Genomic DNA, 24,535 nt, shown 5'->3' on the forward strand with positions numbered 1-24,535 from the left:
GCCATGAAGCCGCTTGCCGCCACCCTGGAAGCGTCGCCACGCGCGGCGGCGCTGTGCTTCGTGGTGAGCCTGGTGCTGGCCTTGCTGGTGGGCCTGGCCGGCCTGCAGCAGCAGTCGCTGGTGCGCGCGCTGGACCGCGCGGTGCTCGACACGCTGCAGCGCCAGACCGCCTCAGGCGCCCAGGCCATGGATACGGTGGTGGTGGACATCGACGAGGTCAGCCTGTCGGCCGTGGGCCAATGGCCGTGGCCGCGCTATCGGCTGGCTGCGCTGATCCAGGGCATCCAGGCCCAGCGCCCGGCCGCCATCGCCATGGACATCCTGCTGCCCGAGGCCGACCGCGCCTCGCTGAGCGACATCCAGCGCACCTTCAAGCGCGACTTCGACCTGGACGTGTCCTTCGCCGGCGTGCCCGATGGCCTGCTGGACAACGATGGCTACCTGGGCGAGCAGATGGCGCGGGCCGACGTGGTCGGCGCGCGTTATTTCTATTTCGACCATGCCACCCGCCAGGACCAGCCGGTGCGCCCCGGCGTGGGCTTCGATGGCGCGCTGGACCAGCTCACCCTGGACCGCGCCCCGGGCGTGCTCGACAACGTCCCGGCCATCGCCTCGCAGACCCGCATCTCCGGCTTCGTCAACACCCAACCCGATGAGGATGGCGTGCTGCGGCGCCTGCCGCTGCTGATCGAGCACGACGGCGTGGTCCACGCCAGCCTGGCGCTGGCCGCGACCATGCGCGCACTGAAGCTGTCTTCCGGGCACGTGGAGAGCGGGCGCGATGGCCTGTCGCTGCGCATCGGCCCCCATGCCATCCCGATCGACCGGCGCGGCCACGCCGTGCTGCACTTCAACGGCGCGGCCCGGCGCTATGCCAGCCTGCCGGCGGTGGACGTGCTGGCCGGGAGGGTGGACCCGGCCGCCCTGCGCGGCAAGGTCGTCCTCATCGGTTCCTCGGCGGTGGGGTTGAACGACCTGCACGACACGCCGATGGAGCGCAGCTTCTCCGGCGCCAAGATCCAGTCGGTGCTGGTGCAGAACATCCTGGACGATGCGGTGGTGCGCATTCCGGCCTGGGGCGCGCCCGTCGCCCTGCTGATCGGCGTGCTGCTGGCCGCCGGCCTGTGCGCGCTGTTCGTGCGCGGCCAGGGGATGGGCTGGCTGGGCATCCACGTGGCGTGTGCGGCGGGGCTGTTGCTGGCGGTGGACTGCGCGCTGTTCCTGCGCGGCGGGTTGTTCATCCCGGTGGCCGCACCGCTGCTGGTGCTGGGCAGCCTGCTGGCGGCGGGCGTCATCGCGCGGCTGGCGGTGCACCAGCGTCGTGCGCAGCGCTGGCGCAAGCAGCTGGAGAACGCGCGCCAGGTCACCATCGAATCGATGTCGGCCGTGGCCGAGACGCGTGACCCGGAAACCGGCGCGCACATCAAGCGCACCCAGCACTACGTGCGTGCCATCGCCCAGCGCCTGCAGCAGACCGGTCATTACCTGGACACGCTGAGCGAGGACTACATCCACCTGCTGTTCCTGTCCGCGCCCCTGCACGACATCGGCAAGGTCGGGGTGCCCGACCACATCCTGCTCAAGCCCGGCCCGCTGACGGCGGAGGAGTGGGTGATCATGCGCAAGCACGCCGAGTTCGGCCGCCAGATCATCCTCAGCACCGCTCAGCGCATCGAGGGCGACAATTTTCTGACCATCGCCAGCGAGATCGCCGCCACCCATCACGAGAAGTGGGATGGCAGCGGTTATCCCAACGGCCTGAAAGGGCAGGCGATCCCGCTGTCCGGGCGCATCATGGCCGCCGCCGACATCTACGATGCACTGATCAGCCGCCGCTGCTACAAGGAGCCATTCCCGCATGCGCAGGCCATGGCGATGATGCGCGAGCTCGACGGCAGCACCTTCGACCCGGTGGTGCTGGAGGCCTTCGTCGCCATCGAGCAGCAGATCCTGCAGATCGCCGGCAGCTTCCGCGACGAGGACGAGGAACCGGCCATCGCGCTGGTGCCGGACCTGGTCGAACGCGCCCGCTGAGCGCGCGGGCCGGGCTTCAGTCCGACAGCAGGCGTCGCCAGCCGTCCACGCCCAGCTTGTCCAGCGTGGCGATGTTGCGCTCGACGATGACGTCCGGATCCGGGAAGGCCGCTACCGCGCGTTCCACGCTGTCCTCGCGCAGCAGGTGCAGGGTCGGCCAGGGCGAGCGGTTGGTGTAGTTGGACACATCCTCCGGCGCCGCCCCGGCGAACTGGTAGTCGGGGTGGAAGCTGGCCACCTGCAGGATGCCCTGCAGATCCAGCTGTTCGACCGCCATGTCGGCGTTGTCGAGGAAATCGTTGTAGTCCAGGAAGTCGCCCAGCACGTCCGGATGCACGATCAGGGTGGTGTCGGTGACCTCGGCCGGTGTGTCGCGCAGCAACACCAGCTCTTCCATCAGCTCCTCCAGCAGGGCCTCCGGCGTGGAGGCATCGCTCAGCACCAGGCGCACCTGCTCCTTGACGTAGACCGCCTTGGCGAAGGGGCACAGGTTCAGGCCGATGACGGCCCGCTCCAGCCAGCGGCGGGTATCGGCGATCGGGTCGCGCGAGGCGTCGGGGGGCGTGGATTCCATGGCCAGGGCGTCGGATCAGTCGCGGAAGTTGTCGAACTGCAGCGGCTGTTCGAACTCGGACTTCTTCAGCAGCGCGATGGCGTCCTGCAGGTCGTCGCGCTTTTTGCCGTTCACGCGCAGCTTGTCGCCGTTGATCTGCGTATCGACCTTGATCTTGGATTCCTTGATCTTGGCGGCGATCTGCTTGGCCAGCTTCTGCTCGATGCCCTGCTTGACGCTGATCTTCTGCCGGGCCCCGGCCAGGTTGGTCTCCACCTCGCCGAACTCCAGGCAGCGCGCATCGATGCCGCGCGCGATCAGGCGCGCACGCAGGATGTCCTCCATCTGCTTGAGCTGGAAATCGCTGGGCGCGGACTGGTTGATGGTGTTGTCCTCCAGCTCGAACCTGGCGTCCACGCCCTTGAAATCGAAGCGGTTGCTGAGTTCGCGGTTGGCCTGGTCCACCGCGTTGGTGAGCTCGTGGCGGTTGACCTCGGAGACGACATCGAATGAGGGCATGGCGGGCGGATGGCTGCGAAAAGGGCGCCTAGGTTAACGCAGCCCCGCGATGGGGCAGGTGCAGCGGGGCCCGCCGATGCCATCGCTGACGGCGGCAGGCCGCTGCGGGATAATCCGCGACATGACCTCCACCTCCCCGCAGCGCGCGCCCGCGGCCTTGTTCATGCTGGGCGCAGTGGCCTTGTTCGCGGCGATGGACGCCGGCCTGAAGTCGCTGTCGGCGCACTATCCGCCGCTGCAGGTGGGCGCCATCCGCGGCCTGGCCTCGTTTCCGCTGGTGCTGGTCTGGGCGCTGTCCACCGCATCGCTGCGCAGCCTGGTGCGCGTGCACTGGCCGATGCACCTGCTGCGTGGCGGCCTGAGCGTGCTGATGATGGCCTGCTTCGTCTACGGCGTGGCGCGCCTGCCGCTGACCACCGCCTATGCCATCACCTTCGCCGCCCCGCTCCTGGTCACCGCGCTGGCCGGGCCAGTGCTGGGCGAACACGTCGGGCCGCGTCGCTGGGCGGCGGTGGGCATCGGACTGCTGGGGGTGCTGGTGGTCCTGCGGCCGACCGGCGCCGGCATGATGACCGCCGCCGGCGGCGCCGTGCTGGTGGCGGCCTGCTGCTATGCCGCCAGCTTCCTCACTACGCGGCTGCTGGCGCGGCGCGACAGCACCCAGGCCATGGTCCTGTGGATGGTGCTGCTGCTCGGCGTGGCGGCCGGCCTGCTGGCCTGGCCCGGCTGGGTGCCCTTGCAGTCCGCCCATGGGCTGCAGATCGGCATCGTTGGCGTGGCCGGCGCCGGGGCGCAGGTGTTGCTGACCGAAGCCTTCCGCCGCGGCGAGGCCTCGATGATCGCGCCGCTGGAATACTCGGCACTGCTATGGGGCGTGCTGCTGGACGTGGCCCTGTGGGGCGTCCTGCCCGATGGCATCACCTGGATCGGCGCGGCCATCATCGTCGGCAGCGGGCTCTACGTGCTGTATCGCGAACGCGTGGCCGCCCGTGCCGCCGCGGCCACGCCACCGCCATGAGGCCCGACGCTTGAGGACGCGCGCATGAGGAAGGATGCATGCCACTGCTGATCGTATTGCTGGTCGTCGGCGGGGTGCTGGCGCTGTGGCTGTTGCTGTTTCCGCTGTGGCTATGGCGCCGCTATCGCCTGGGCAAGGCGCGGCGGCGGCTGTGGCCGTTCTGGGCCCGCCTCAATGCGTGGCTTTCGCCGCTGTCGCTGCTGCTGTTCCTGCTGGGCGCGGGGATCGCCTCCTGGGCCTGGCCGGGGGCATTGGCGTATGCGGGCTGGGGCCTGTTGGCAGGCATCGCCTCGGGCGTGATCGGCCTGCTGCTGGGACGCCTGGAGCGCTTCCCCGATGGCAGCTGGCACTACACGCCCAGCGCGCTATGGATGACGGTGTTGATGCTGGTTGTGGTAGCCCGCCTGCTGCTGGGGGCCCTGGACCTGTGGCGGCGCGCGTTGCAGGCCGATGCGCTAGCGTGGATCCCGAATTTCGACCACGCCAGCCTGTTCGCGCTCGGCGGCCTGCTGCTGGCGCATGCGACCACCACGGCCTGGGCGCAGTACTGGCGGATAAGGCCTAGAGCGGCACGCACGTTGGACTGAGGGCAGCCTCGGATCGTCTCGCTTCGCCACGGTCCAGAAGCGCGGGACTTGCTGTGGGACAGGCTCCAGGTGGCCTAGGGACATCAGCCGCTAAGGGGCTTGCTCGGCAAGACCCTTAGCGGCTAAAGCCGCTCCTACAGATTGGCTTCCGAGTTGTTCGAGAGTTCCTGAAGACCTGTACGCGCGGCGCATAGGCGCGCAGCGCCTCAGAACTCGTCGACGATCTCCACGGCGCTGCCGGTGGCCTCGGCGAAGCGCTCGGCCACCAGGCGCACACGGCGGTCGCCTTCCTCGTTCGGTGTCTCAATCTCAATCGCATGGAAGCCCGGCGATGCATCGTCCGGCAGCCCTGCCGAGCTGGAGTCGTCATCGTCCATGTGCGGCATCAGGTCGGCGACCTCCTCCACGCGCTCGATCCCTTCGATCGCCTCGATGGCGTGGATCAACTCGTTGGCGCGGTCGGCATCGGCGGTCAGGCGCAGGCGGACGATGGGCATGGGGTCACTCCGGATGAATGCGATGGCGCAACGCTACGCAGCGCGTCGCTAAGCCGCAGTGACAAGCGCAGGGCCGCACTTGCGCGCATAAAAAACGGCGGGCCCAAGGCCCGCCGTCTTGATCCAGTACCGCGGATCGTAACGCGTGTTGCAAGGCGTGCTTAGAAGCGCGCGCCGATACCGATGCCCACGGTCCACGGGTCCAGGCCCAGGCGGCCGCTGGCGTCTTCGCCGCCCACGGTCAGCTTGGCCTTGTCGGTGTTCATGTAACGCACGTCGGTGCGGGCGAACCAGGTCGGAGTGATGTTCATGTCCAGGCCGACGGTGCCAATGGCGCCCTTGGCCGTGGAGATGCCCACGCCCGGGCCGATGTCCTCATTGCTGAAATTGGACTCGTAGTAGCCCACGCCCACGAACGGACGGAACACCTGGTCGGCGCTGCCGAAGTGGTACTGGCCGCTGATGGCCACCGGCTGCTGTTCGACCGTGCCGATCTTGGCGTTGCCGTCGTTGACGCGGTGGTTGAACTTGTCGGCCGCGCCCCACAGCTCCACGGCGATGTTGGGGGTCACGTACCAGCTGGCGCTGATGGTCGGGGCGACGTCGCCGTCCACGTCCAGGTTCGTGCCCTTGAGCGGGTCGCTGGACGGGTTGAGCAGGGTGGCGCTGCCGACGACCGCGAAGCGCTTGTAAGCAGCTTCAGCGTCACCGCCGGTGGTGGAATTGGTGGCCCGGCCCGGGGCGACCATCGAGTCGGTGGAAGTGCTCATTGCATCCTGCGCGAATGCGGGGGCAGCCACCAGAAGCGAGGAAACAACAGCCAGGCTCAAGTTGCGAATGGACATCATGTGAGGGACTCCTCTTGTCGTTCTGAAAGCGCCCTGGGGTTAGGGCGGGGCGAACGGTAGGCGCGCCTACATGAACGCTTGCCACCCCGCCCGCATTCGTTCAGGCCGGTTTTCAGGAGCGCTTCAACTTCATCAAACGGGAACTTCGCCGTTGTGGGATTTGCGGGTAATCAGCGACGTTTAACTTCACGTTTCCAACGGAATAACGAAACCTTTCCGTTCAGCTGCCGAGTCCGTTTCAAAGCCAAAACGCGCGGTGAATCCGCACTGCCCGACGTGCCGATCAGGTCGTGCACGGTCGTGCGTGGCCGCTACAGTCCCGCATGCCTCGGCGCAGGAGTGTGGCATCAGAGCCTCGCAGGATCGCGCTGCCGGCAACGGTGCGGCATCGGGCGACATTCGGCAGCGCAGGCCGGTCTGGAACACTGCGCCCATCTCTTCCAAGTGACAGCGCATGCGAGGCGTCTCCAGTCGTTGAACACCTTCGCAAGCGTGGAACGTCTGGATGAGCGGGCCGCGCATGGCATCGCGGTGTTGTCGACGCTGGCCATGCTGATGCTGGCGACATGGCTGCTGACCGCGCGTCCTGAGGCGGGTGGCGGACGCCGCACGCTCTCAAGCACGCGCGTCTACTTCGTCGAGCGACCGACACGCCCGCAGCCTGCGCAGGCGCCTGCTTCCTCGCCCCGTTTTGAACAGCCACCGCGCCTGGTCGAATCCGCGGCCGTGTCGTCCAACGCGCCCCGAACCGCCTCGCCGACCCCGAAGCGATCGACACCCGCGCAAGTCGCATCCGCCGCGGACGCGCCCACTAGTGCCTCGCTGTACACGCCCGATGGCCGGGTGCGCATCCCCGATGCCGCGCGCGCGCCGCCGGGCGCCACGGCGCAGCCGCCAGGACAGACCGATGAGCGCGCCCTGGCCGAGGCCAGGGGCATCCTGGAGCGCGAGAACCCGATCGACTATCGACCGACCCGCTTCGAGGAGGCCTGGGCCTCGGACGGAAACCTGCTGCAGCGCGCCGACGATGCACTGGCCAAGGCCTTCCGTCGCAAGAAGCGCGGCGGGCCGGCGACAGCACGCCCACCGCCGGATGTGGCCACCAATCCTGCGCTGCACGAGAACCTGGCCGACCTGGGCAGCGAGGCCACCGGCGATGCCTACAAGGCCGCGCCGATCCGTTTCGAGAAGGCACCGGACCTGCAGGGCGGCGCCAGCCGGCGCATCGAGGCCGGCATCGGGGCGCTGCAGGCGCGTGCGGCACAGTGCGCGCCCGGCCAGCTGCAGCAGTTGCTGGTGCCGGTGCGCCTGCACCTGGACGAGCTCAAGCGCAACGAGTATGCCCTGGCGCATGGCGCGGACCCATTGCGCGCCGAACAGATGATCCCGCGCGCGGCCGACAGCGCCTACGACCTGGCACGGCGCGCGCTGTGGTATGCCGAGCACGCGCTTGGCGGCTGCGTGCAGCCGGCTTGAGCGGCTAGCGCGTGCGATGAGCTTGAAGATGAGCCGCGTTGCTCGTCAGCGGTGCAAAGGTGGTGTCGCGTGGCGCAGCGTGGTCTGGCAGCGCCGCGTGGCGCCGGCTCCCTGCCACAGATGGCCTCGCACTCACCTCAAAGATGCATCACAGGCGCTAGCTGGCTTCCAGCTCGGACAGGTAGGCACGGCACCAGGCATGCACATCGTGGCGCTGCAGGTGCTCCATCATCGAACGCCAGCGCTCGATACGATTGGCCTTGGTCATGGTCGCCGCGGTGGCGATGGCATCGGCCACGCCGTCCAGGTCATGCGGATTGACGATCAAGGCCTCGGTCAGTTCCACCGCCGCGCCAGCCAGGATCGACAGCACCAGCACGCCCGGGTCTTCAGGGTCCTGGGCCGCGATGAACTCCTTGGCCACCAGGTTCATGCCATCGCGCAGCGGCGTGACCAGGCCGACGCTGGCGGCGCGGTAGAAGCCGGTCAGCGTGGCATGGCTGAAGTTCTGGTTGACGTAGCGGATCGGCGTCCAGTCCGGCGTGGCGTAGCCACCGTTGACGTGGCCGGCCAGCTGTTCCAGCTCGCTGCGCAGCTGCTTGTATTCGGCCACATCGCCGCGCGAGACCGGCGCGATCTGCAGGAAGGTCAGGCTGCCGCGCTGGTCGCGGTGGCGCGCCAGGTAGCGCTCGAACCCATGGAAGCGCTCGGGAATGCCCTTGGAGTAGTCCAGCCGGTCCACGCCGATGGCCAGCTGGCGACCGCGCAGGCTCTGGCGCAGGTCGCGGACCTGGGTCTTGTTGACCGCCGCCCTGGACTGCTGGGCGATGAAGTCGGTGTCGATGCTGATGGCGAAGTTGCCGGTCTTGAGCCTGCGCCCGCCCGGGGCTTCGACCTCGCCGTCCGGCATCACCTTGCCACCGCCGTACAGCCGCACGTACGAGCGGAACCGCTCCACGTCGCGCTGGGTGTGGAAGCCGATCAGGTCGTAGGCATACATGGACTGGAAAAAGCGCAGGTGGTCGGGCACCGCCGCCACCAGATCGGCCGAGGGCATCGGCGTGTGCAGGAAGAAGCCGATCTTGCAGCCGATCCCGCGCTCGCGCAGCAGCGCGCCCAGCGGGATCAGGTGATAGTCGTGGATCCAGACCGTGTCGCTGTCCTTCAACAGCGGCGCCAGCTTGTCGGCGAACTGCGCGTTAACCTTGCGGTAGCCCTCACGCGTGCTGCGCTGGTAGTCCACCAGGTCCAGCCGGAAGTGCATCAACGGCCACAGCGTGCGGTTGGCGAAGCCGTTGTAATAGGCATCGTGGTCGGCGCGGTTGATGTCCATGGTGATGAAGCGGATACCACCGTCTTCCTGCTCGTGCAGGGTGCCGCCTTCATCGCGCGTGGTCTTGCCGCTCCAGCCGAACCAGACCCCGCCGCGCTCCTTCAGCGCGGCCAGCAGGCCCACCGCCAGGCCGCCGGCCCGGTTCTCCCCGGGCAGGGCGACGCGGTTGGACACCACCACCAGCCGGCTCATGAGGCCTCCTGCCAGGAGCGCGACAGGCGCATGGCGGCGATGATCAGGCCCACGTGCGAATAGGTCTGCGGGAAGTTGCCCCAGGCCTCGCCTTCCTCGAAGCTCAGGTCCTCCGACAGCAGGCCCAGGTGATTGCGCCGGGCCAGGATGCGCTCGAACATCGCCCGCGCCTCGTCCTTGCGGCCGATCGCGGCCAGCGCATCGATGTACCAGAAGGTGCAGATGGTGAAGCTGGTCTCCGGCGTGCCGAAATCGTCCTCGGCCACGTAGCGGAACAGCGCATCGCCCCGGCGCAGGTCGCGGCCGATGGCTTCCACGGTGGCGATGTAGCGCGGATCGTCCGCCGGCAGGAAGCCGATATCGGCCAGCAGCAGCAGCGAGGCGTCCAGGTAATCGCTCTCGAACGAGGCACTGAACCAGCCCTTGTCTTCGCGCCAGGCCCGTTCCAGGGTGGTGTCGCGAATGGTGTCCGCGCGCTGGCGCCAGTGCGTGGCGCGCTCGCCCAGCTCCAGGCGCTGTGCGATCTTGGCCAGTCGGTCGCAGGCGGCCCAGCACATGGCCGCGGTATAGGTGTGCACCTCGGCGCGGCCGCGGAACTCCCACAGCCCGGCATCGGGCACGTCGTACATGGCGAAGGCGCGATCACCCAGTGGCTCGAGCCGCTCGAAGGTGTGCGCATCGCCCGGGTCGACCAGGCGCTGGTCGAAGAACAGCTGCGTGGAGGCCAGCACCACCGAGCCGTACACGTCGTGCTGCTTCTGGATCCAGGCCAGGTTGCCGCGGCGCACCGGGCCCATCTGCCGATAGCCCTGCAAGCTGGGCACTTCCTCCTCGTGCAGCTCGACCTCGAAATTGATGCCGTACATCGGCTGCAGCGAGCCGTCGTGGGTGGCGATGTTGAAGATGTAGGCCAGGAACATCTCCATCGTGCGCGTGGCGCCGAGGCGATTCAGCGCGCGCACCACGAAGGCCGCATCGCGCAGCCAGCAGTAGCGGTAGTCCCAGTTGCGCGGGGTATCGGCGGCCTCCGGGATGGAGGTGGTCATCGCCGCGATGATGCCGCCGCTGTCCTCGTACTGGCACAGCTTCAGGGTGATCGCGCTGCGGATGACCGCGTCCTGCCAGTCCAGCGGAATGGACAGGTAGCGCACCCACTCGGTCCAGTAGTGGCGGGTGTTCTCCTCGGCCTCGCGCACGTAGCCGGCCAGGGAGCGGCGCAGGGATTCGTCCGCCCCCAGCACCAGGTGGACCGGATGGTTGAGGATGAACCATGAGCCCTCGCGCACGAAGCGCACCGGCACGTCGGTGGTCAGGCGCAGGGTGAAGTCCGGCAGCAGCCAGCGGACGTGGTTGCTGCCCCAGGTGGATTCGGGCGCGCGCGCGCCCCACTCGGCCAGGGGGCGGGCGTGGATGCGGATGCGCGGGTTGCCCTGCAGCGGGCGCACCTGGCGGATGATGCTGACCGGCCGGTAGAAGCGCTGGTTCTCGCGCCAGCGCGGGGCGAAGTCGATGATCTCCAGCGCATTGCCCTTGCTGTCGCGCAGGACCGTACGCAGGATCGCGGTATTGGTGATGTAGTGCTGTTCGCTGGAGGCGAAGTCCTCCAGCTCCACGCTGAAGTCGCCGCCGTCGTGGTCGCGCGGGGACAGCAGGTGGCAGAACGCCGGGTCGCCGTCGAAGGCTGGCATGCAGCTCCACACCACGCGTCCCTTGAGGTCCACCAGGGCACCGAAGGTGCCGTTTCCGATGACGCCGAGGTTGAGGGTGTGTGCGCTGGGCAAGGTCATGCGTACTCCGTGTTGGTGGGGCCGGGCTCGGTATTGCGGCGTAGCCAGTCGTGAACCGCGCCGGTGTCGGGCAGGTGGTAGATGGCGTGGCTGTTGGTGCGCTGGCCGACCAGCACGCTCCAGCCACCCAGCGCATTGGCCGCGGTGAAGCCGTATTCGTCGGTGAGGTCATCGCCGACGAACACCGGCCGGCGGCCCGCGAACGGCGCCTGCCGCATCAGCGCCTGCACCGCCCGGCCCTTGTCGACATTGGCCGGCACCACTTCCACCACGTGATCGCCCGGCTGCAGGCGGTAGCCAGCCAGCTGCCCGATGTGCGCCTGCGCCAGGGCGGTGACGTGGGCACCCGCTTCCGGCGCCTTACGCCAGTGCAGGGCGATGTTGCCGCCCTTGTCCTCGATCACCACGCCCGGGTGCTGCTGGGCCAGCCGCACCGCAGCCGCGCGCAGGGTCTGCATCGCCTGCGACGGCGCGGCCGCGGCCATCGCCGGAGCGCCACGCAGCTCCTGGCCGTGCAGGCCGGCGGCGGGCAACTGCAGCGGGGCGAAGACGCGGTCCAGCTCGTGCAGGGGGCGGCCACTGACCAGGGCCAGGGCGCCGCCGAGCAGCTCGGACAGGCGGGTGATGACTGGCAGCGCGCCCTCGGGCAAGGCCACCTCGTCGGGAGTCGGCGCAAAGTCCAGCAAAGTCCCGTCCACATCCAGGAACAGGGCGCAGCCCGCGTCCAGGTGCGGCGGCATGACACGGCGTTGAGGCGAAACGGCAGCCATCGGTGAGGGGTGTCCAGTGGCGTGGGGCGATGGCGTGGGCATCGAGATGCGCGCCAGTGTGGCAATACTTTAGTGAAAGACCCGTTCAGCCTGCCAGGCATGTTGCGTAGCAACAATCATTGGGCGACAGGGGTTTGCGTGCGGTGCGTGCAACATCTGCACCGCAATATGCCGAACGCGCATGATCCCCATGCGCTTGCGAAGCTTGGCGGGTTTTCCCGCGGTCGTACAATGCTGGGCTCCCCTAAATGAATGTCCGACGGAGTCTTGCCATGGCGCAACCCCAGGAAGCACGCGTTCCCGATATCGGTGACTACAGCGACGTGCCGGTGATCGAAGTGCTGGTGGCGGTGGGCGACACCGTGCAGAAGGACCAGGGACTGATCACACTGGAATCGGACAAGGCCACGCTCGAAGTGCCTGCCGCCTTCGGCGGTGTGGTCAAGGAGATCAAGGTCAAGGTCGGCGATACGCTGTCCGAAGGCGCCGTGGTTGCGTTGATCGAGCCGGCCGAAGGCGGCCAGGCCGCCGCGCCGGCCAAGGCCGAAGCGCCCAAGGCCTCCGAGGCCCCTTCCAGCAAGCAATCCGAGCCCGATACCTCGGTCGAGCCGGTCAACACCTCCGGCACGCCGGACAAGCTGGCCCAGCGCGAGATCGCGCAGTCGCAGTCGCGCACCGCCTCGGGCACCGCCGCCGAAGGCCAGGGCGCGCCGCCCTCGCCGCCGACCAGCACCCCGCCGGTGACCTTCGATGCCGACCGCGTGCTGCCGGACAAGGTGCCCTACGCCAGCCCCGCCGTGCGCGTGTTCGCCCGTGAGCTGGGCGTGGACCTGTTCCAGCTGGCAGGCAGCGCCCGCAACGGCCGCATCACCAAGGAAGACGTGCAGAACTTCGTCAAGAAGGCGCTCTCCGGTGGCGCAGGCGCTGGTGCCGCCGCGCCAGCAGCCGCGGCCGGTGGCGGCAATGGCCTGAGCCTGCTGCCCTGGCCGAAGGTGGACTTCAGCAAGTTCGGCCCGACCGAGGTCAAGCCGCTCTCGCGCATCCAGAAGATCTCCGGCGCAAACCTGGCGCGCAACTGGGCGATGATTCCGCACGTCACCCAGTTCGACTCGGCCGACATCACAGACCTGGAAGACCTGCGCGTCCTGCTCAACAAGGAAGCGGAAAAGTCCAAGTCCGGCGTCAAGCTGACCATGCTGGCCTTCCTGATCAAGGCCAGCGCCGCGCTGCTGAAGAAGTACCCGACCTTCAACGCCTCGCTGGATGCGAGCGGTGAGAACCTCACCCTCAAGCAGTACTTCCACATCGGCTTTGCCGCCGACACGCCCAGCGGCCTGGTGGTGCCGGTGATCCGTGACGTGGACAAGAAGGGCGTCAACGACATCGCCGCCGAAACCGGCGAGCTGGCCAAGAAGGCGCGCGACGGCAAGCTCGGCCCGGCCGACATGACCGGCGGCTGCTTCTCGATCTCCTCGCTGGGCGGCATCGGCGGCACGGCCTTCACGCCGATCGTCAATGCGCCGGAAGTGGCGATCCTGGGTGTGTCCAAGTCCTCGATCCAGCCGGTGTGGGACGGCAAGGCCTTCCAGCCGCGGCTGATGCTGCCGCTGTCGCTGAGCTACGACCACCGCGTCATCGACGGCGCGCTGGCCGCGCGCTTCACCGCCGATCTGGCCAAGGTACTCGGCGACATGCGCCGGGTCCTGCTGTAACCGGAGGCCGCGCACATGGCGAACACGATTGAAGTGAAGGTTCCGGACATCGGCGATTTCTCCGACGTGCCGGTGATCGAGATCCTGGTCTCGGTGGGCGACACCGTGACCAAGGAGCAGGGCCTGGCCACGCTGGAGTCGGACAAGGCCACGCTGGAAGTGCCGTCCTCGGCCGCAGGCGTGGTCAAGGAAATCAAGGTCAAGCTCGGCGACAAGGTCTCCGAGGGCAGCCTGGTCGTGGTGCTGGAGGCGGAGGGCCAGGCCGCGGCCGAAGCGCCCAAGGCCGCTGCACCAGCCCAGGCCGAAACGCCGAAGGTCGAGCAGAAGGCCGAGGCCCCGAAGGCCGCCGCGCCTGCGCCGAGCCAGCCGGCCGCCGCCAGCGGCCCGGTCGAGGTCAAGGTGCCGGACATCGGCGATTTCTCCGACGTGCCGGTGATCGAGATCCTGGTGTCCGTGGGCGATACCGTGTCCAAGGAGCAGGGCCTGGTCACGCTGGAATCGGACAAGGCCACGCTGGAGGTACCGTCCTCGGCCGCCGGCAAGGTCAAGGAGATCAAGGTCAAGATCGGCGACAAGGTCAACCAGGGCGACCTGGTGGTGGTGCTGGAAGGCGAGGGCGGCCAGGCCTCGGCCGAGGCCGCACCGTCGGCTTCGGCGCCCACACCTGCGCCGGCTCCAGCGCAGACCCCGCGTTCGGGTCCGAGCGCGGCCGATGCCCCGCCGGCGCCCAAGGCCGCCGCAGGCACCGGCAAGCCGGCCGACATCGAATGCCGCATGGTCGTGCTGGGCTCTGGCCCGGGCGGCTACACCGCCGCGTTCCGTGCCGCCGACGTGGGCCTGGATACGGTGCTGATCGAGCGCTATGCCAGCCTGGGCGGCGTATGCCTCAACGTCGGCTGCATCCCCTCCAAGGCCCTGCTGCACTCGGCCGCGGTGATCGACGAGGTCGCCCACGCCGGCGACTTCGGCGTGGACTTCGGCAAGCCCAAGATCAACCTGGACAAGCTGCGCGAGTACAAGGAAAAGGTCGTCGGCAGCCTGACCAAGGGCCTGTCGGGCATGGCCAAGCAGCGCAAGGTGCGCGTGGTGCAGGGCACCGGCGTGTTCGTCTCGCCCAACGAGATCGAGATCACCGGCGAAGACGGCAAGACCCAGCTGCTGCGCTTTGAGCAGTGCATCATCGCCGCCGGTTCGCAGGCGGTGAAGCTGCCGAACTTCCCGTGGGACGACAAGCGCGTGATGGATTCCACCGACGCGCTGGAACTGGCCGAAGTGCCGAAGAAGCTGCTGGTCGTCGGCGGCGGCATCATCGGCCTGGAAATGGCCACGGTGTACCGCGCGCTGGGCAGCGAAGTGACGGTCGTGGAGTTCATGGACCAGCTGATGCCGGGCGCCGACAAGGACCTGGTCAAGCCGCTGGCCGACCGCCTGAAGAAGCAGGGCGTCATCGTCCACCTCAAGACCAAGGCCTCCGGCGTGACCGCCGAGAAGAAGGGCATCACCGTGACCTTCGAATCGGCCACCGAAGGCCAGAAGCCCGAGCTGGAATCGGGCACCTGGGACCGCGTGCTAGTCGCGGTGGGCCGTTCGCCCAATGGCAAGAAGATCGGCGTCGACAAGGCCGGCGTGCAGGTCACCGACCGCGGCTTCATCCCGGTGGACACGCAGATGCGCACCAATGTGCCGCACATCTTCGCCATCGGCGACATCGTCGGTAACCCGATGCTGGCCCACAAGGCCACGCACGAGGGCAAGCTGGCCGCCGAAGTGGCCGCGGGCGAGAAGAAGGAGTGGGTGGCGCGGGTGATTCCGTCGGTGGCCTACACCGATCCGGAAATCGCCTGGGTCGGCGTGACCGAGACCGAAGCCAAGGCCAAGGGCCTGAAAGTCGGCGTGGCCAAGTTCCCGTGGGCGGCCAGCGGCCGCGCCATCGGCATCGGCCGCACCGAGGGCTTCACCAAGCTGATCTTCGACGAGGCCACGCATCGGGTGATCGGCGGCGGCATCGTCGGCGTGCACGCCGGCGACCTGCTGGCCGAGATCGGCCTGGCCATCGAGATGGGCGCCGAGGCCGAGGACATCGGCCACACCATCCATGCGCACCCGACGCTGAGCGAGTCGGTGGCCATGGCGGCCGAAGTCTACGACGGCACCATCACCGACCTGTACATCCCGAAGAAGAAGTAAGCGCTAGGGATGAGCGGCACCAAAAAGCCCCGGCATGCCGGGGCTTTTTGTTTCATCGCGAGCGTGGGATACCAGGGGGACCAGGAGAGGGCGCTTCGCCGAAGTGCGGGGGGCGGGGGGGCGAGCTTTCCGGGGCAATGTCTCTGGTCGCGAAAAGCCCGCTTCGCCAACCCGCCTGGCCCTGAGCCGGGCATGGCTCCTCGGCTCGGTCAGCCATCCCTGGCCGACTCGCCGCCGCGGGCCATCCTGGCCCGCTTTCCGCCATCCCCGACTCAGACCCAGGCCCGCCGCGTCCGGATCCGTGCTTCGGCTAGCCCAAGCCTTGAACCTGCCCTGGGTTACTCATTTAGTGACCTCGAAACCATTCTGTGGAGCGGCTCTAGGTGGCCTAGGGCCATCAGCCGCGAATGGCTTTCCCGGTAAAGCTTCTTCGCGGCTGATGGCCCTAGGCCACCTAGAGCCGCTCCCACAGCGTCTCACCAATGACCACGCTAGAAAGTACGGCGCATCGCGGTCCGCCCTCGAAGGAGGCTCGTGCCGACGCTGTGCGTTCCGAAAAAGAAGTGAGCGCTAGCTCCTGGCCAAACAAAAAGCCCCGACATGGCGGAGCTTTTCATGATCACTCTCTGCATCGCCCGAGCCGCGACCTACCCCATCGAAGGAGAGCCCCCTTGAGTCAAGGGGGCGCGCCGAAGGCGCGGGGATCTGGGAGCTAATAAGCTGGGGCCCGAAGTTCGCACGGCGAACTTTGGGGCTCTAACGCGCATCACGCGTTAGAGCGCGTTAGAACGCATTTAGAACGCAAACGTCACGCCCGCCATCGGTCCCTTGAACTCCAGGTCCAGGCCGCCGCGGGCATCGCTGCCTTCTTCTTCGTAGTTGATCTTGAACCAGTCGTAGCCCGCGAACACACCGAAGTTATCGGTGAAGCGGTACTCGGCGATCGCGTTCGCGCGCTTGATCTTGCCCTTGTAGTCGAAGCTGCCCCATTCGGCGTCCAGGTACTGGCCCTGGATGTTGATCAGCCAGCGCTCGCCGGGCTTGAAGGACAGGCGCGCACCCACCACCGGCGCCACGCCGTCTTCCTTCTCGGTGCCACGGTAGCTGCCGAAGTCGCCCGCCTCGGCGGTCAGCTTGGCGTCGATCTTGGCCCACTCCGCACCGATCTGCAGGCCAGCGGAGAAGTTCTCGTTCTCCACCACCGAGAAATCGTAGATCAGGCTGGCGAGCTGGAAGCGCGTGTCCAGCTGGGCGTAGCTGCCGGCCGGGATGGTGGTGTCGTCGAAGCTCAGGCCTTCGCCCAGGGTCTGGCGGTTGTCTTTCTTGTACTGGAAGTAGTCGAAGATCAGGCGGTTGCGGTTGCTGATGTGCCACACGCCATCCACCCGCGGGGACCACTCGTCCTTGCCGAAGTCGAAGTCCTCGTCGAAGCTCACGTTCTGCCCGAGCAGATCGCCATCGCCACGCAGCCGGCCAGTGCCATCGGCGCTCATCGCGCCCACGCGCAGGGTGAAAGTGTCGTCCACTTCGGCGGCGAAGGCCGGCGATGCGGTCGTGGTCAGGGCCAGCATGGCCAGGGACAGCGTGGTCAGGCGCAGGGTCATTTCAACAACTCCTCGTAAGCGTGCAGTAAAAAAAACGTTCAGTGGTGGTGCCAGTGGGCACGGACCATGCGCTTGCGAATGTCGAAAGAGGGTGAATCACCGCGTCTGCACGTGCAGGCTGTGGAGTCGGTCACGGGAAGGTCAGCTCAGGCTTGCAGTGGCGCGCAAACGCTGACGAAACTTTCGCCACCATGACAGTCCAAAGCCAGACCACCGCACACGTCGGCGCAGTCTTGCGCACGCCCATGCGTGCGAGAGGAGTGCGCCGTCAGGGACGGGACGCTTTGGATTGTGGTCGCGACGATCCGGCTCGGAAGATCAGCGGCGATAGGCGGAGCCCCGGTGACCCGGGGCTCCGTGAAGAGCCTGCGCAGCGTGCTTCGACGAGGAGTTGTGGGCAGACTCAAGGTCACAGACCGCCGGGTGCGGGGAAAGTTCAATGAAATCGTTCTCTGCGTTTTCAGGTCCCGCCCAGGCAGGTCTCCTCTCTTGCCGGGGCAAGTTTTCCCAATCCGATCAGACCTTTGTCGGTTGTGGCGCCGTTTGTCCGCCTGCTATAATTCCGCGGCTCGGAAGAGGCGCAATTTCGCAAGCCTCCCCATCCTCGACAACCCCTGTAAGGTCCTTGAACGTCCTGAACTCCGTCGCTGCGAGTCGGCGACTGGCACAGCGCGCGATAGCCTGGCAGGCCGGCGCGACCGTGCTGGTGGCGCTGGCTTTCCTGGTCCAGGGACAGGCTTCTGCCCTGGCCGCGTTGGTCGGCGGCGGGGCGCTTGCACTGGGGACGTGGCTGTCCACGTGGATAGCCCTGGGTGGGGGCGTCAGCTCCGCCGGTGTCGCCTTGTCGCGACTGGTGGCGGGGATGGTGGCGAAATGGCTGCTGGTGCTGGTCGTGTTCACGATCGCGCTGGGGCTGCTGCGACTGCCGGGGCTCCCGCTGCTGGTCGGCCTGTGTGCCGCCATGCTGGCGCTGGTGCTCGCCAATACGATTAAGCGATAGGTGCGTTACGTGAGTGAATCCAACAGCTCGGGCGGTCTGACCGAATACATCACCCACCACCTGGGCCACAACTCCGTCCAGCTGGTCGGCGACGGCGCCCTGGGGCGCTTCAACCTGGACAGCTGGGGTATCGGTCTGGTGCTGGGTCTGGCCTTCGTGGCCTGGTTTGCGTTCTTCGCCCGCAAGGCCACGGCCGGCGTGCCCACCAAGGGCCAGGCCTTCGTCGAGCTGGTGATGGAATTCGTCGACGGCCAGGTCAAGGACACCTTCCATGGCGACCGCCGCTCGATCACGCCGCTGGCGCTGACCATCTTCATGTGGGTGGTCTTCATGAACACCATGGACCTGATCCCGCTGGATCTGCCGTCCTTCCTGGTCACCCACATCGCCGGTGCCGAAGCGGCCGAGCATTCGCATTTCCGCATGGTGCCCACCGCCGACCTGATGACGCCCGCGGCGCTGTCGGTCTCGGTGTTCTTCATCCTGATCGGCCACGCGCTGGCCGCCAAGGGCGGCATGGGTCTGGGCAAGGAGTTCCTGACCGCGCCCTTCCACGCCCATGGCCCGGCGGCCATCGTGCTGGCCCCGGTCAACCTGGCCATGAACATCATCGAGTGGCTGGTCAAGCCGATCTCGCTGGCCATGCGACTGTTCGGCAACATGTATGGCGGCGAGCTGGTGTTCATGCTCATCGCCGGCCTGATGGCCAGCTGGGTGACCTGGGTTCCCGGCATCCTGGCCAACACCGCCTGGGCGATCTTCCACATCCTGATCATCCTGCTGCAGGGCTTCATCTTCATGATCCTCACCGTCGTGTACATCGCCGGCGCCCGCGAGAGTCATTAACGTCCCCCGCTTTTCGCTTCACCCTTCGCCTCACCAACCAAACCAACCCGCTGGAGAAACACAATGGAATTCATCGCACACGTGCAGGGCCTGACCGCCATCGCCATTGGCCTGATCATCGGCCTGGGCGCGCTGGGCGCTTGCCTGGGTATCGCCATCATGGGCTCCAAGTTCCTGGAGTCGGCTGCCCGTCAGCCCGAGCTGATCCCGGTGCTGCAGGGCCGCATGTTCCTGCTGGCCGGCCTGATCGACGCGGCCTTCATCATCGGCCTGGCCATTGCGCTGTTCTTCGGTATCGCCAACCCGCTGCTGTCGGCCCTGCAGGCCGGCTAAGCCCGTTGCGCACGCCGCGCACGCGCGCGGCTTGATCGAACCGCCTGCCGGGCCTTGAGGCCTGGCGGGTCATGCAATCCGTCGAGGACCCGTCATGAATGTCAACATGACCTTCTTCGGCCAGATGATTTCGTTCGCGATCCTTGTTTGGTTCACGATGAAGTTCATTTGGCCGCCGCTCAACGCGGCGCTCGAAGAACGCCAGAAGAAGATCGCCGAAGGCCTCGCCGCCGCCGACCGCAGCCAGAAAGATCTGGCCAATGCGCAGGAAAAGGCGAACGAGGCACTGAAGGAAGCCCGCATCAAGGCCAACGAGATCATCGATCAGGCCCACGCGCGCGCCAATCAGATCGTCGAAGCCGCCAAGAACGAAGCCGTCGCCGAAGCGAACCGGCAGAAGGACCTGGCGCTGGCCGAGATCGAGGCGTCCACCACCCGTGCCCGCGAGGAGCTGCGTTCGCAGGTCTCGGCGCTGGCCGTGTCCGGTGCCGAGAAGCTGCTCAAGCGCGAGATCGATGCCGGTGCCCACAAGGCGCTGCTCGACGAGCTCGCCGCCCAGCTCTGAAACGGATGATCTGATCGATGAGCCAGGCTCTCACCTTCGCCCGACCCTACGCCCGTGCCGCCTTTTCGACGGCGCGCGAGGAGAACCAGCTGGCGGCCTGGTCCGCGGCCCTTGGGTTTTCCGCCCAGGTGGCTGCCGACCCCAAGGTCGCTTCGCTGCTGCTCAACCCGACCCTGACCCAGGAGCAGGCCGTGGCGCTGCTGTCGCCGCAGGGCGCCAGCGCTTCGCAGTCGCGCTTCCTGACGGTGTTGGCCGAGGCGCGGCGCCTGCCGCTGCTGCCGGAGATCGCCGGCCTGTTCGACCAGCTCAAGGCCGAGGCCGAGCGCGTGGTCCGGGCCAAGGTGACCTCCGCTTCGGCCCTGCCGGAGGGCGAGCTGGAGGTCATCAAGGCCGCCCTGGCACGCCGCTTCGGCCGCGAGGTCGAAGTGGAGACGGCCGTGGATGCCTCGCTGATCGGCGGTGCGGTGATCGATGCCGGCGATGTGGTCATCGACGGCTCGCTCAGGGGCAAGCTCGATCGCCTGCAGACGGCGCTGGCAAGTTAATCAAGCAATCGTAGGGCGGGCAGTGGTCCGCCATCACGTACGGCAGGCCCCACGCCCGCCAACCAGGAAACCAACATGGCTACCACGCTCAACCCTTCTGAAATCAGCGACCTGATCAAGACCCGCATCGAGCAGGTCAAGCTGTCGGCCGAAGCCCGCAACGAAGGCACGGTCACCAGCGTGTCCGACGGCATCGTGCGCATCTTCGGCCTGGCCGACGTGATGCAGGGCGAAATGATCGAACTGCCGGGCAACACCTTCGCCCTGGCCCTGAACCTGGAGCGCGACTCGGTCGGCGCCGTGGTCCTGGGCGACTACGAGCACCTGCGCGAAGGCGACGTGGCCAAGACCACCGGCCGCATCCTGGAAGTGCCGGTGGGCGATGCCATGCTGGGTCGCGTGGTCAACGCGCTGGGCGAGGCGATCGACGGCAAGGGCCCGATCAACGCCGCCGCCAGCTACCCGGTCGAGCGCGTAGCCCCGGGCGTGATCTGGCGCAAGTCGGTGGACCAGCCGGTGCAGACCGGTTACAAGTCCGTCGATGCGATGATCCCGGTCGGCCGTGGCCAGCGCGAGCTGATCATCGGCGACCGCCAGACCGGCAAGACCGCCCTGGCGATCGACGCGATCATCAACCAGAAGTCCACCGGCGTGAAGTGCATCTACGTGGCCATCGGCCAGAAGGCCTCCTCGGTGGCCAACGTGGTGCGCAAGCTGGAAGAGAACGGCGCGCTGGCCCACACCATCGTCGTGGCCGCCACCGCGTCCGAATCGGCCGCCATGCAGTACATCAGCCCCTACGCCGGTTGCGCGATGGGTGAGTACTTCCTGGACCGCGGCCAGGATGCGCTGATCGTGTACGACGATCTGTCCAAGCAGGCCGTGGCCTACCGCCAGATCTCGCTGCTGCTCAAGCGTCCGCCGGGTCGCGAAGCCTATCCGGGCGACGTGTTCTATCTGCACTCGCGCCTGCTGGAGCGCGCCTGCCGCGTGTCCGAGGACTACGTGGAGCAGTTCACCAAGGGTGAGGTCAAGGGCAAGACCGGTTCGCTGACCGCGCTGCCGCTGATCGAGACCCAGGCCGGCGACGTGTCCGCGTTCGTGCCGACCAACGTGATCTCCATCACCGACGGCCAGATCTTCCTGGAAACCGACCTGTTCAACGCCGGCATCCGTCCGGCCGTCAACGCCGGTATCTCGGTGTCGCGCGTGGGTGGCGCGGCCCAGACCAAGATCATCAAGAAGCTCTCCGGCGGCATCCGCATCTCGCTGGCCCAGTACCGTGAGCTGGCCGCGTTCGCGCAGTTCGCCTCGGATCTGGACGAAGCCACCCGCAAGCAGCTCGAGCGCGGCCAGCGCGTGACCGAGCTGATGAAGCAGAAGCAGTACGCGCCGATGTCCATCGCCCAGCAGGCCCTGACCATCTATGCGGTCAACGAGGGCTACCTGGACGACGTGCCGGTGAACAAGCTGCTGGCCGTGGAAGAGGGCCTGCACGCCCACTTCGCCAACACCCAGGGCGAGCTGATCGGCAAGATCAACGCCAGCGGCGACTGGAACGGCGACATCGAGGCGGCCTTCAAGAAGGGCATCGCCGAGTTCAAGCAGACCGGCAGCTGGTAATTCGGTAGCCGGGATTCGGGATTCGGGTTTAGGCATTAGGGATTCGCAGGTGCGGGGCTCGGGTGGCGTAGGCCAATCCCGAATCCCGAATCCCGAATCCCGCGAGCGAAGCGAGAAAAAGATGGCAGGCGGACGCGAAATCAAAACCAAGATCAAGAGCGTGCAGAACACCCGCAAGGTGACGCGCGCGCTGGAGATGGTCTCGGCCTCCAAGATCCGCAAGGCGCAGGACCGCATGAAGACCTCGCGCCCCTATGCCAAGGCGATGCGCCAGGTCATCGGCCACCTGGCCCAGGCCAACACCGAGTTCCAGCACCCGTTCCTGGTGGAGCGCGAGCAGGTCAAGCGCGTGGGCTACATCGTGGTCTCCTCCGACCGCGGCCTGGCCGGCGGCCTGAACAACAACCTGTTCCGCAAGATGCTGGGCGAGGTGCGCGGCTGGCAGGACAAGGGCGCCGAGATCGACGTGGTCACCATCGGTCAGAAGGCTTCGGCCTTTTTCCGCCGCATCGACGTCAACATGGTCGGCAGCGTCACCCACCTGGGCGATGCGCCGCACATCGAGCAGCTGATCGGCGTGATCCAGGTGATGCTGGAAGCCTACGAAGCCGGCAAGGTGGACCGCGTGTACGTGGTCTACAACCACTTCGTGAACACCATGAGCCAGAAGGCGTCCTTCGACCAGCTGCTGCCGCTGCCGCCGGCCGAGGGCGGCGCGCCCAAGCACGACTGGGACTACATCTACGAACCGGACGCCAAGACCGTGCTGGAGCACGTGCTGGTGCGTTACGTGGAGTCGCTGGTGTACCAGGCGGTGCTGGAGAACGTGGCCTCCGAGCACGCCGCGCGCATGGTGGCGATGAAGGCCGCCAGCGACAACGCCAGCAAGATGATCGGCACGCTGCAACTGGTCTACAACAAGGCCCGCCAGGCGGCGATCACCCAGGAAATCTCGGAAATCGTCGGCGGCGCCGCGGCGATCTGACGAGTCAGAAGTTTCGGACGGCTGCGGCGCGCCGCGTGTCGTCCACCCGAAAATACAACGGCGATCGGTCGCCAAACATTTCAGAGTCTAGAGGGTTCCAACCATGAGTCAGGGCAAGATCGTTCAGATCATCGGCGCCGTCGTCGACGTCGAGTTCCCGCGCGCCGACGTGCCGCGCGTGTACGACGCGTTGAAGGTGGACAACACCGAGATCACGCTCGAAGTCCAGCAGCAGCTGGGCGATGGCGTGGTGCGCACGATCGCCCTCGGCTCGACCGACGGCCTCAAGCGCAACCTGGTCGCCACCAACACCGGCAAGGCGATCTCCGTGCCGGTGGGCAAGGCCACCCTGGGCCGCATCATGGACGTGCTGGGTCGCCCGATCGACGAAGCCGGTCCGGTCGAAGGCACCGACAGCTGGGAAATCCACCGCGCCGCGCCTTCGTACGAAGACCAGTCCTCGGCCACCGAGCTGCTGGAAACCGGCATCAAGGTCATCGACCTGGTGTGCCCGTTCGCCAAGGGCGGCAAGGTCGGCCTGTTCGGCGGCGCCGGCGTGGGCAAGACCGTCAACATGATGGAACTGATCAACAACATCGCCAAGGCGCACGAAGGCCTGTCGGTGTTCGCCGGCGTGGGCGAGCGTACCCGCGAGGGCAACGACTTCTATCACGAGATGAAGGACTCCAACGTCCTGGACAAGGTTGCGATGGTGTACGGCCAGATGAACGAGCCGCCGGGCAACCGTCTGCGCGTGGCGCTGACCGGCCTGACCATGGCCGAGTACTTCCGCGATGAGAAGGACGCCTCGGGCAAGGGCAAGGACGTGCTGCTGTTCGTGGACAACATCTACCGCTACACGCTGGCCGGTACCGAAGTGTCCGCGCTGCTGGGCCGCATGCCGTCGGCGGTGGGTTACCAGCCGACCCTGGCCGAGGAAATGGGCGTGCTGCAGGAGCGCATCACCTCGACCAAGACCGGTTCGATCACCTCGATCCAGGCCGTGTACGTGCCCGCCGACGATTACACCGATCCGTCGCCGGCCACCACCTTCGCCCACCTGGACTCCACCGTGGCCCTGTCGCGTGAGATCGCCTCGCTGGGCATCTACCCGGCGGTCGACCCGCTGGCCTCCACCAGCCGCCAGCTGGATCCGCTGGTGGTCGGCAGCGAGCACTACGAAGTGGCCCGCAAGGTCCAGCAGACCCTGCAGAAGTACAAGGAACTGAAGGACATCATCGCCATCCTCGGCATGGATGAGCTGTCGCAGGAAGACAAGGAAGCGGTCTCGCGCGCGCGCAAGATCGAGCGCTTCTTCAGCCAGCCCTTCCACGTGGCCGAAGTGTTCACCGGCTCGCCGGGCAAGTACGTCTCGCTGAAGGAAACCATCCGCGGCTTCAAGGGCATCGTGGAAGGCGAGTACGACCACCTGCCGGAGCAGGCGTTCTACATGGTTGGCTCCATCGACGAAGCCGTCGAGAAGGCCAAGAAGATGGCTGAGAAGGCCTGAAGGGCCAGGAA

Annotated in this window: 22 protein-coding genes; 14 read left to right on the plus strand and 8 right to left on the minus strand. The window is 67.1% G+C overall.

Annotated features, from left to right (window positions below):
* Positions 1-3: 3 nt before the first annotated feature.
* The gene (locus EPA99_RS15375) at positions 4-2,034 is read left to right on the plus strand and encodes a CHASE2 domain-containing protein (protein ID WP_129472124.1); all 2,031 of its coding nucleotides are present in this window, start codon (positions 4-6) and stop codon (positions 2,032-2,034) included.
* Between the two features lie 16 nt (positions 2,035-2,050).
* Here the strand turns inward: EPA99_RS15375 and EPA99_RS15380 are convergent, their stop codons facing one another.
* The gene (locus EPA99_RS15380; protein WP_129472125.1) at positions 2,051-2,608 is read right to left on the minus strand and encodes a DUF1415 domain-containing protein; all 558 of its coding nucleotides are present in this window, start codon (positions 2,606-2,608) and stop codon (positions 2,051-2,053) included.
* Between the two features lie 15 nt (positions 2,609-2,623).
* Entirely contained in the window at positions 2,624-3,106 is a 483-nt protein-coding gene (locus EPA99_RS15385) for a YajQ family cyclic di-GMP-binding protein (protein ID WP_129472126.1), read from the minus strand.
* 121 nt (positions 3,107-3,227) lie between these two features.
* Here EPA99_RS15385 and EPA99_RS15390 point away from each other — a divergent pair, with 121 nt between their 5' ends.
* Positions 3,228-4,124 carry a DMT family transporter gene (locus tag EPA99_RS15390; RefSeq protein ID WP_241688419.1) on the plus strand — a complete coding sequence of 299 codons (897 nt, stop codon included), beginning with the start codon at positions 3,228-3,230 and terminating at the stop codon, positions 4,122-4,124.
* 38 nt (positions 4,125-4,162) lie between these two features.
* Positions 4,163-4,711, plus strand: coding sequence for a hypothetical protein (locus EPA99_RS15395; RefSeq protein WP_129472127.1), 549 nt, complete (start codon positions 4,163-4,165; stop codon positions 4,709-4,711).
* 206 nt (positions 4,712-4,917) lie between these two features.
* Here EPA99_RS15395 and EPA99_RS15400 read toward each other — a convergent pair whose 3' ends face one another.
* Positions 4,918-5,208 (minus strand): hypothetical protein, encoded by a 291-nt coding sequence (locus tag EPA99_RS15400; protein ID WP_129472128.1) that lies wholly within the window; start codon positions 5,206-5,208, stop codon positions 4,918-4,920.
* Positions 5,209-5,369: 161 nt separating this feature from the next.
* The gene (locus tag EPA99_RS15405) at positions 5,370-6,056 is read right to left on the minus strand and encodes an OmpW/AlkL family protein (RefSeq protein ID WP_129472129.1); all 687 of its coding nucleotides are present in this window, start codon (positions 6,054-6,056) and stop codon (positions 5,370-5,372) included.
* A 474-nt stretch (positions 6,057-6,530) separates the two neighbouring features.
* On the opposite strand from EPA99_RS15405, the gene EPA99_RS15410 reads away from it, so the two are divergent.
* Positions 6,531-7,532 carry a hypothetical protein gene (locus EPA99_RS15410; protein WP_241688420.1) on the plus strand — a complete coding sequence of 334 codons (1,002 nt, stop codon included), beginning with the start codon at positions 6,531-6,533 and terminating at the stop codon, positions 7,530-7,532.
* Positions 7,533-7,689: 157 nt separating this feature from the next.
* On the opposite strand, the gene otsA is transcribed toward EPA99_RS15410, so the two are convergent.
* The 3 genes from otsA to otsB are packed head-to-tail and all read right to left on the minus strand — an operon-like array spanning position 7,690 to position 11,584.
* Positions 7,690-9,057 (minus strand): alpha,alpha-trehalose-phosphate synthase (UDP-forming), encoded by a 1,368-nt coding sequence (gene otsA, locus EPA99_RS15415; RefSeq protein ID WP_129472130.1) that lies wholly within the window; start codon positions 9,055-9,057, stop codon positions 7,690-7,692.
* A complete protein-coding gene (locus EPA99_RS15420; protein WP_129472131.1) occupies positions 9,054-10,844 on the minus strand; it encodes a glycoside hydrolase family 15 protein in 1,791 nt (596 codons plus the stop codon). The genes otsA and EPA99_RS15420 overlap by 4 nt, the downstream gene beginning before the upstream one ends.
* On the minus strand, positions 10,841-11,584 hold the full coding sequence (gene otsB / locus EPA99_RS15425; RefSeq protein WP_425479214.1) for a trehalose-phosphatase: 744 nt from the start codon (positions 11,582-11,584) through the stop codon (positions 10,841-10,843). The genes EPA99_RS15420 and otsB overlap by 4 nt, the downstream gene beginning before the upstream one ends.
* Before the next feature lie 302 nt (positions 11,585-11,886).
* On the opposite strand from otsB, the gene EPA99_RS15430 reads away from it, so the two are divergent.
* Positions 11,887-13,326 carry a dihydrolipoyllysine-residue acetyltransferase gene (locus EPA99_RS15430; protein WP_129472133.1) on the plus strand — a complete coding sequence of 480 codons (1,440 nt, stop codon included), beginning with the start codon at positions 11,887-11,889 and terminating at the stop codon, positions 13,324-13,326.
* A gap of 15 nt (positions 13,327-13,341) precedes the next feature.
* A complete protein-coding gene (gene lpdA / locus EPA99_RS15435; RefSeq protein WP_129472134.1) occupies positions 13,342-15,513 on the plus strand; it encodes a dihydrolipoyl dehydrogenase in 2,172 nt (723 codons plus the stop codon).
* A gap of 794 nt (positions 15,514-16,307) precedes the next feature.
* Here lpdA and EPA99_RS15440 read toward each other — a convergent pair.
* Positions 16,308-17,117 carry a hypothetical protein gene (locus EPA99_RS15440; protein ID WP_129472135.1) on the minus strand — a complete coding sequence of 270 codons (810 nt, stop codon included), beginning with the start codon at positions 17,115-17,117 and terminating at the stop codon, positions 16,308-16,310.
* A gap of 625 nt (positions 17,118-17,742) precedes the next feature.
* On the opposite strand from EPA99_RS15440, the gene EPA99_RS15445 reads away from it, so the two are divergent.
* From EPA99_RS15445 to atpD, 8 genes are all read left to right on the plus strand, one after another.
* The gene (locus EPA99_RS15445) at positions 17,743-18,117 is read left to right on the plus strand and encodes an ATP synthase subunit I (RefSeq protein WP_241688421.1); all 375 of its coding nucleotides are present in this window, start codon (positions 17,743-17,745) and stop codon (positions 18,115-18,117) included.
* A 9-nt stretch (positions 18,118-18,126) separates the two neighbouring features.
* Complete coding sequence (gene atpB / locus EPA99_RS15450; RefSeq protein WP_129472137.1) at positions 18,127-18,963, plus strand: F0F1 ATP synthase subunit A; 837 nt, start codon at positions 18,127-18,129, stop codon at positions 18,961-18,963.
* A 63-nt stretch (positions 18,964-19,026) separates the two neighbouring features.
* Positions 19,027-19,296, plus strand: coding sequence for a F0F1 ATP synthase subunit C (gene atpE / locus EPA99_RS15455; RefSeq protein WP_129472138.1), 270 nt, complete (start codon positions 19,027-19,029; stop codon positions 19,294-19,296).
* 94 nt (positions 19,297-19,390) lie between these two features.
* Positions 19,391-19,861, plus strand: a complete 471-nt coding sequence (locus EPA99_RS15460; RefSeq protein WP_129472139.1) for a F0F1 ATP synthase subunit B — start codon at positions 19,391-19,393, stop codon at positions 19,859-19,861.
* Between the two features lie 17 nt (positions 19,862-19,878).
* Positions 19,879-20,406, plus strand: coding sequence for a F0F1 ATP synthase subunit delta (locus tag EPA99_RS15465; RefSeq protein WP_129472140.1), 528 nt, complete (start codon positions 19,879-19,881; stop codon positions 20,404-20,406).
* 75 nt (positions 20,407-20,481) lie between these two features.
* Positions 20,482-22,029, plus strand: a complete 1,548-nt coding sequence (gene atpA, locus EPA99_RS15470) for a F0F1 ATP synthase subunit alpha (protein WP_129472141.1) — start codon at positions 20,482-20,484, stop codon at positions 22,027-22,029.
* A gap of 121 nt (positions 22,030-22,150) precedes the next feature.
* Positions 22,151-23,014, plus strand: coding sequence for a F0F1 ATP synthase subunit gamma (gene atpG, locus EPA99_RS15475; RefSeq protein WP_129472142.1), 864 nt, complete (start codon positions 22,151-22,153; stop codon positions 23,012-23,014).
* A 103-nt stretch (positions 23,015-23,117) separates the two neighbouring features.
* Entirely contained in the window at positions 23,118-24,524 is a 1,407-nt protein-coding gene (atpD, locus tag EPA99_RS15480) for a F0F1 ATP synthase subunit beta (RefSeq protein ID WP_129472143.1), read from the plus strand.
* The last annotated feature ends 11 nt before the right edge of the window (positions 24,525-24,535 follow it).

Origin of the sequence: Pseudoxanthomonas composti, assembly GCF_004122095.1 — a bacterium.
In the GTDB taxonomy this organism is placed as follows: Bacteria; Pseudomonadota; Gammaproteobacteria; order Xanthomonadales; family Xanthomonadaceae; genus Pseudoxanthomonas_A; species Pseudoxanthomonas_A composti.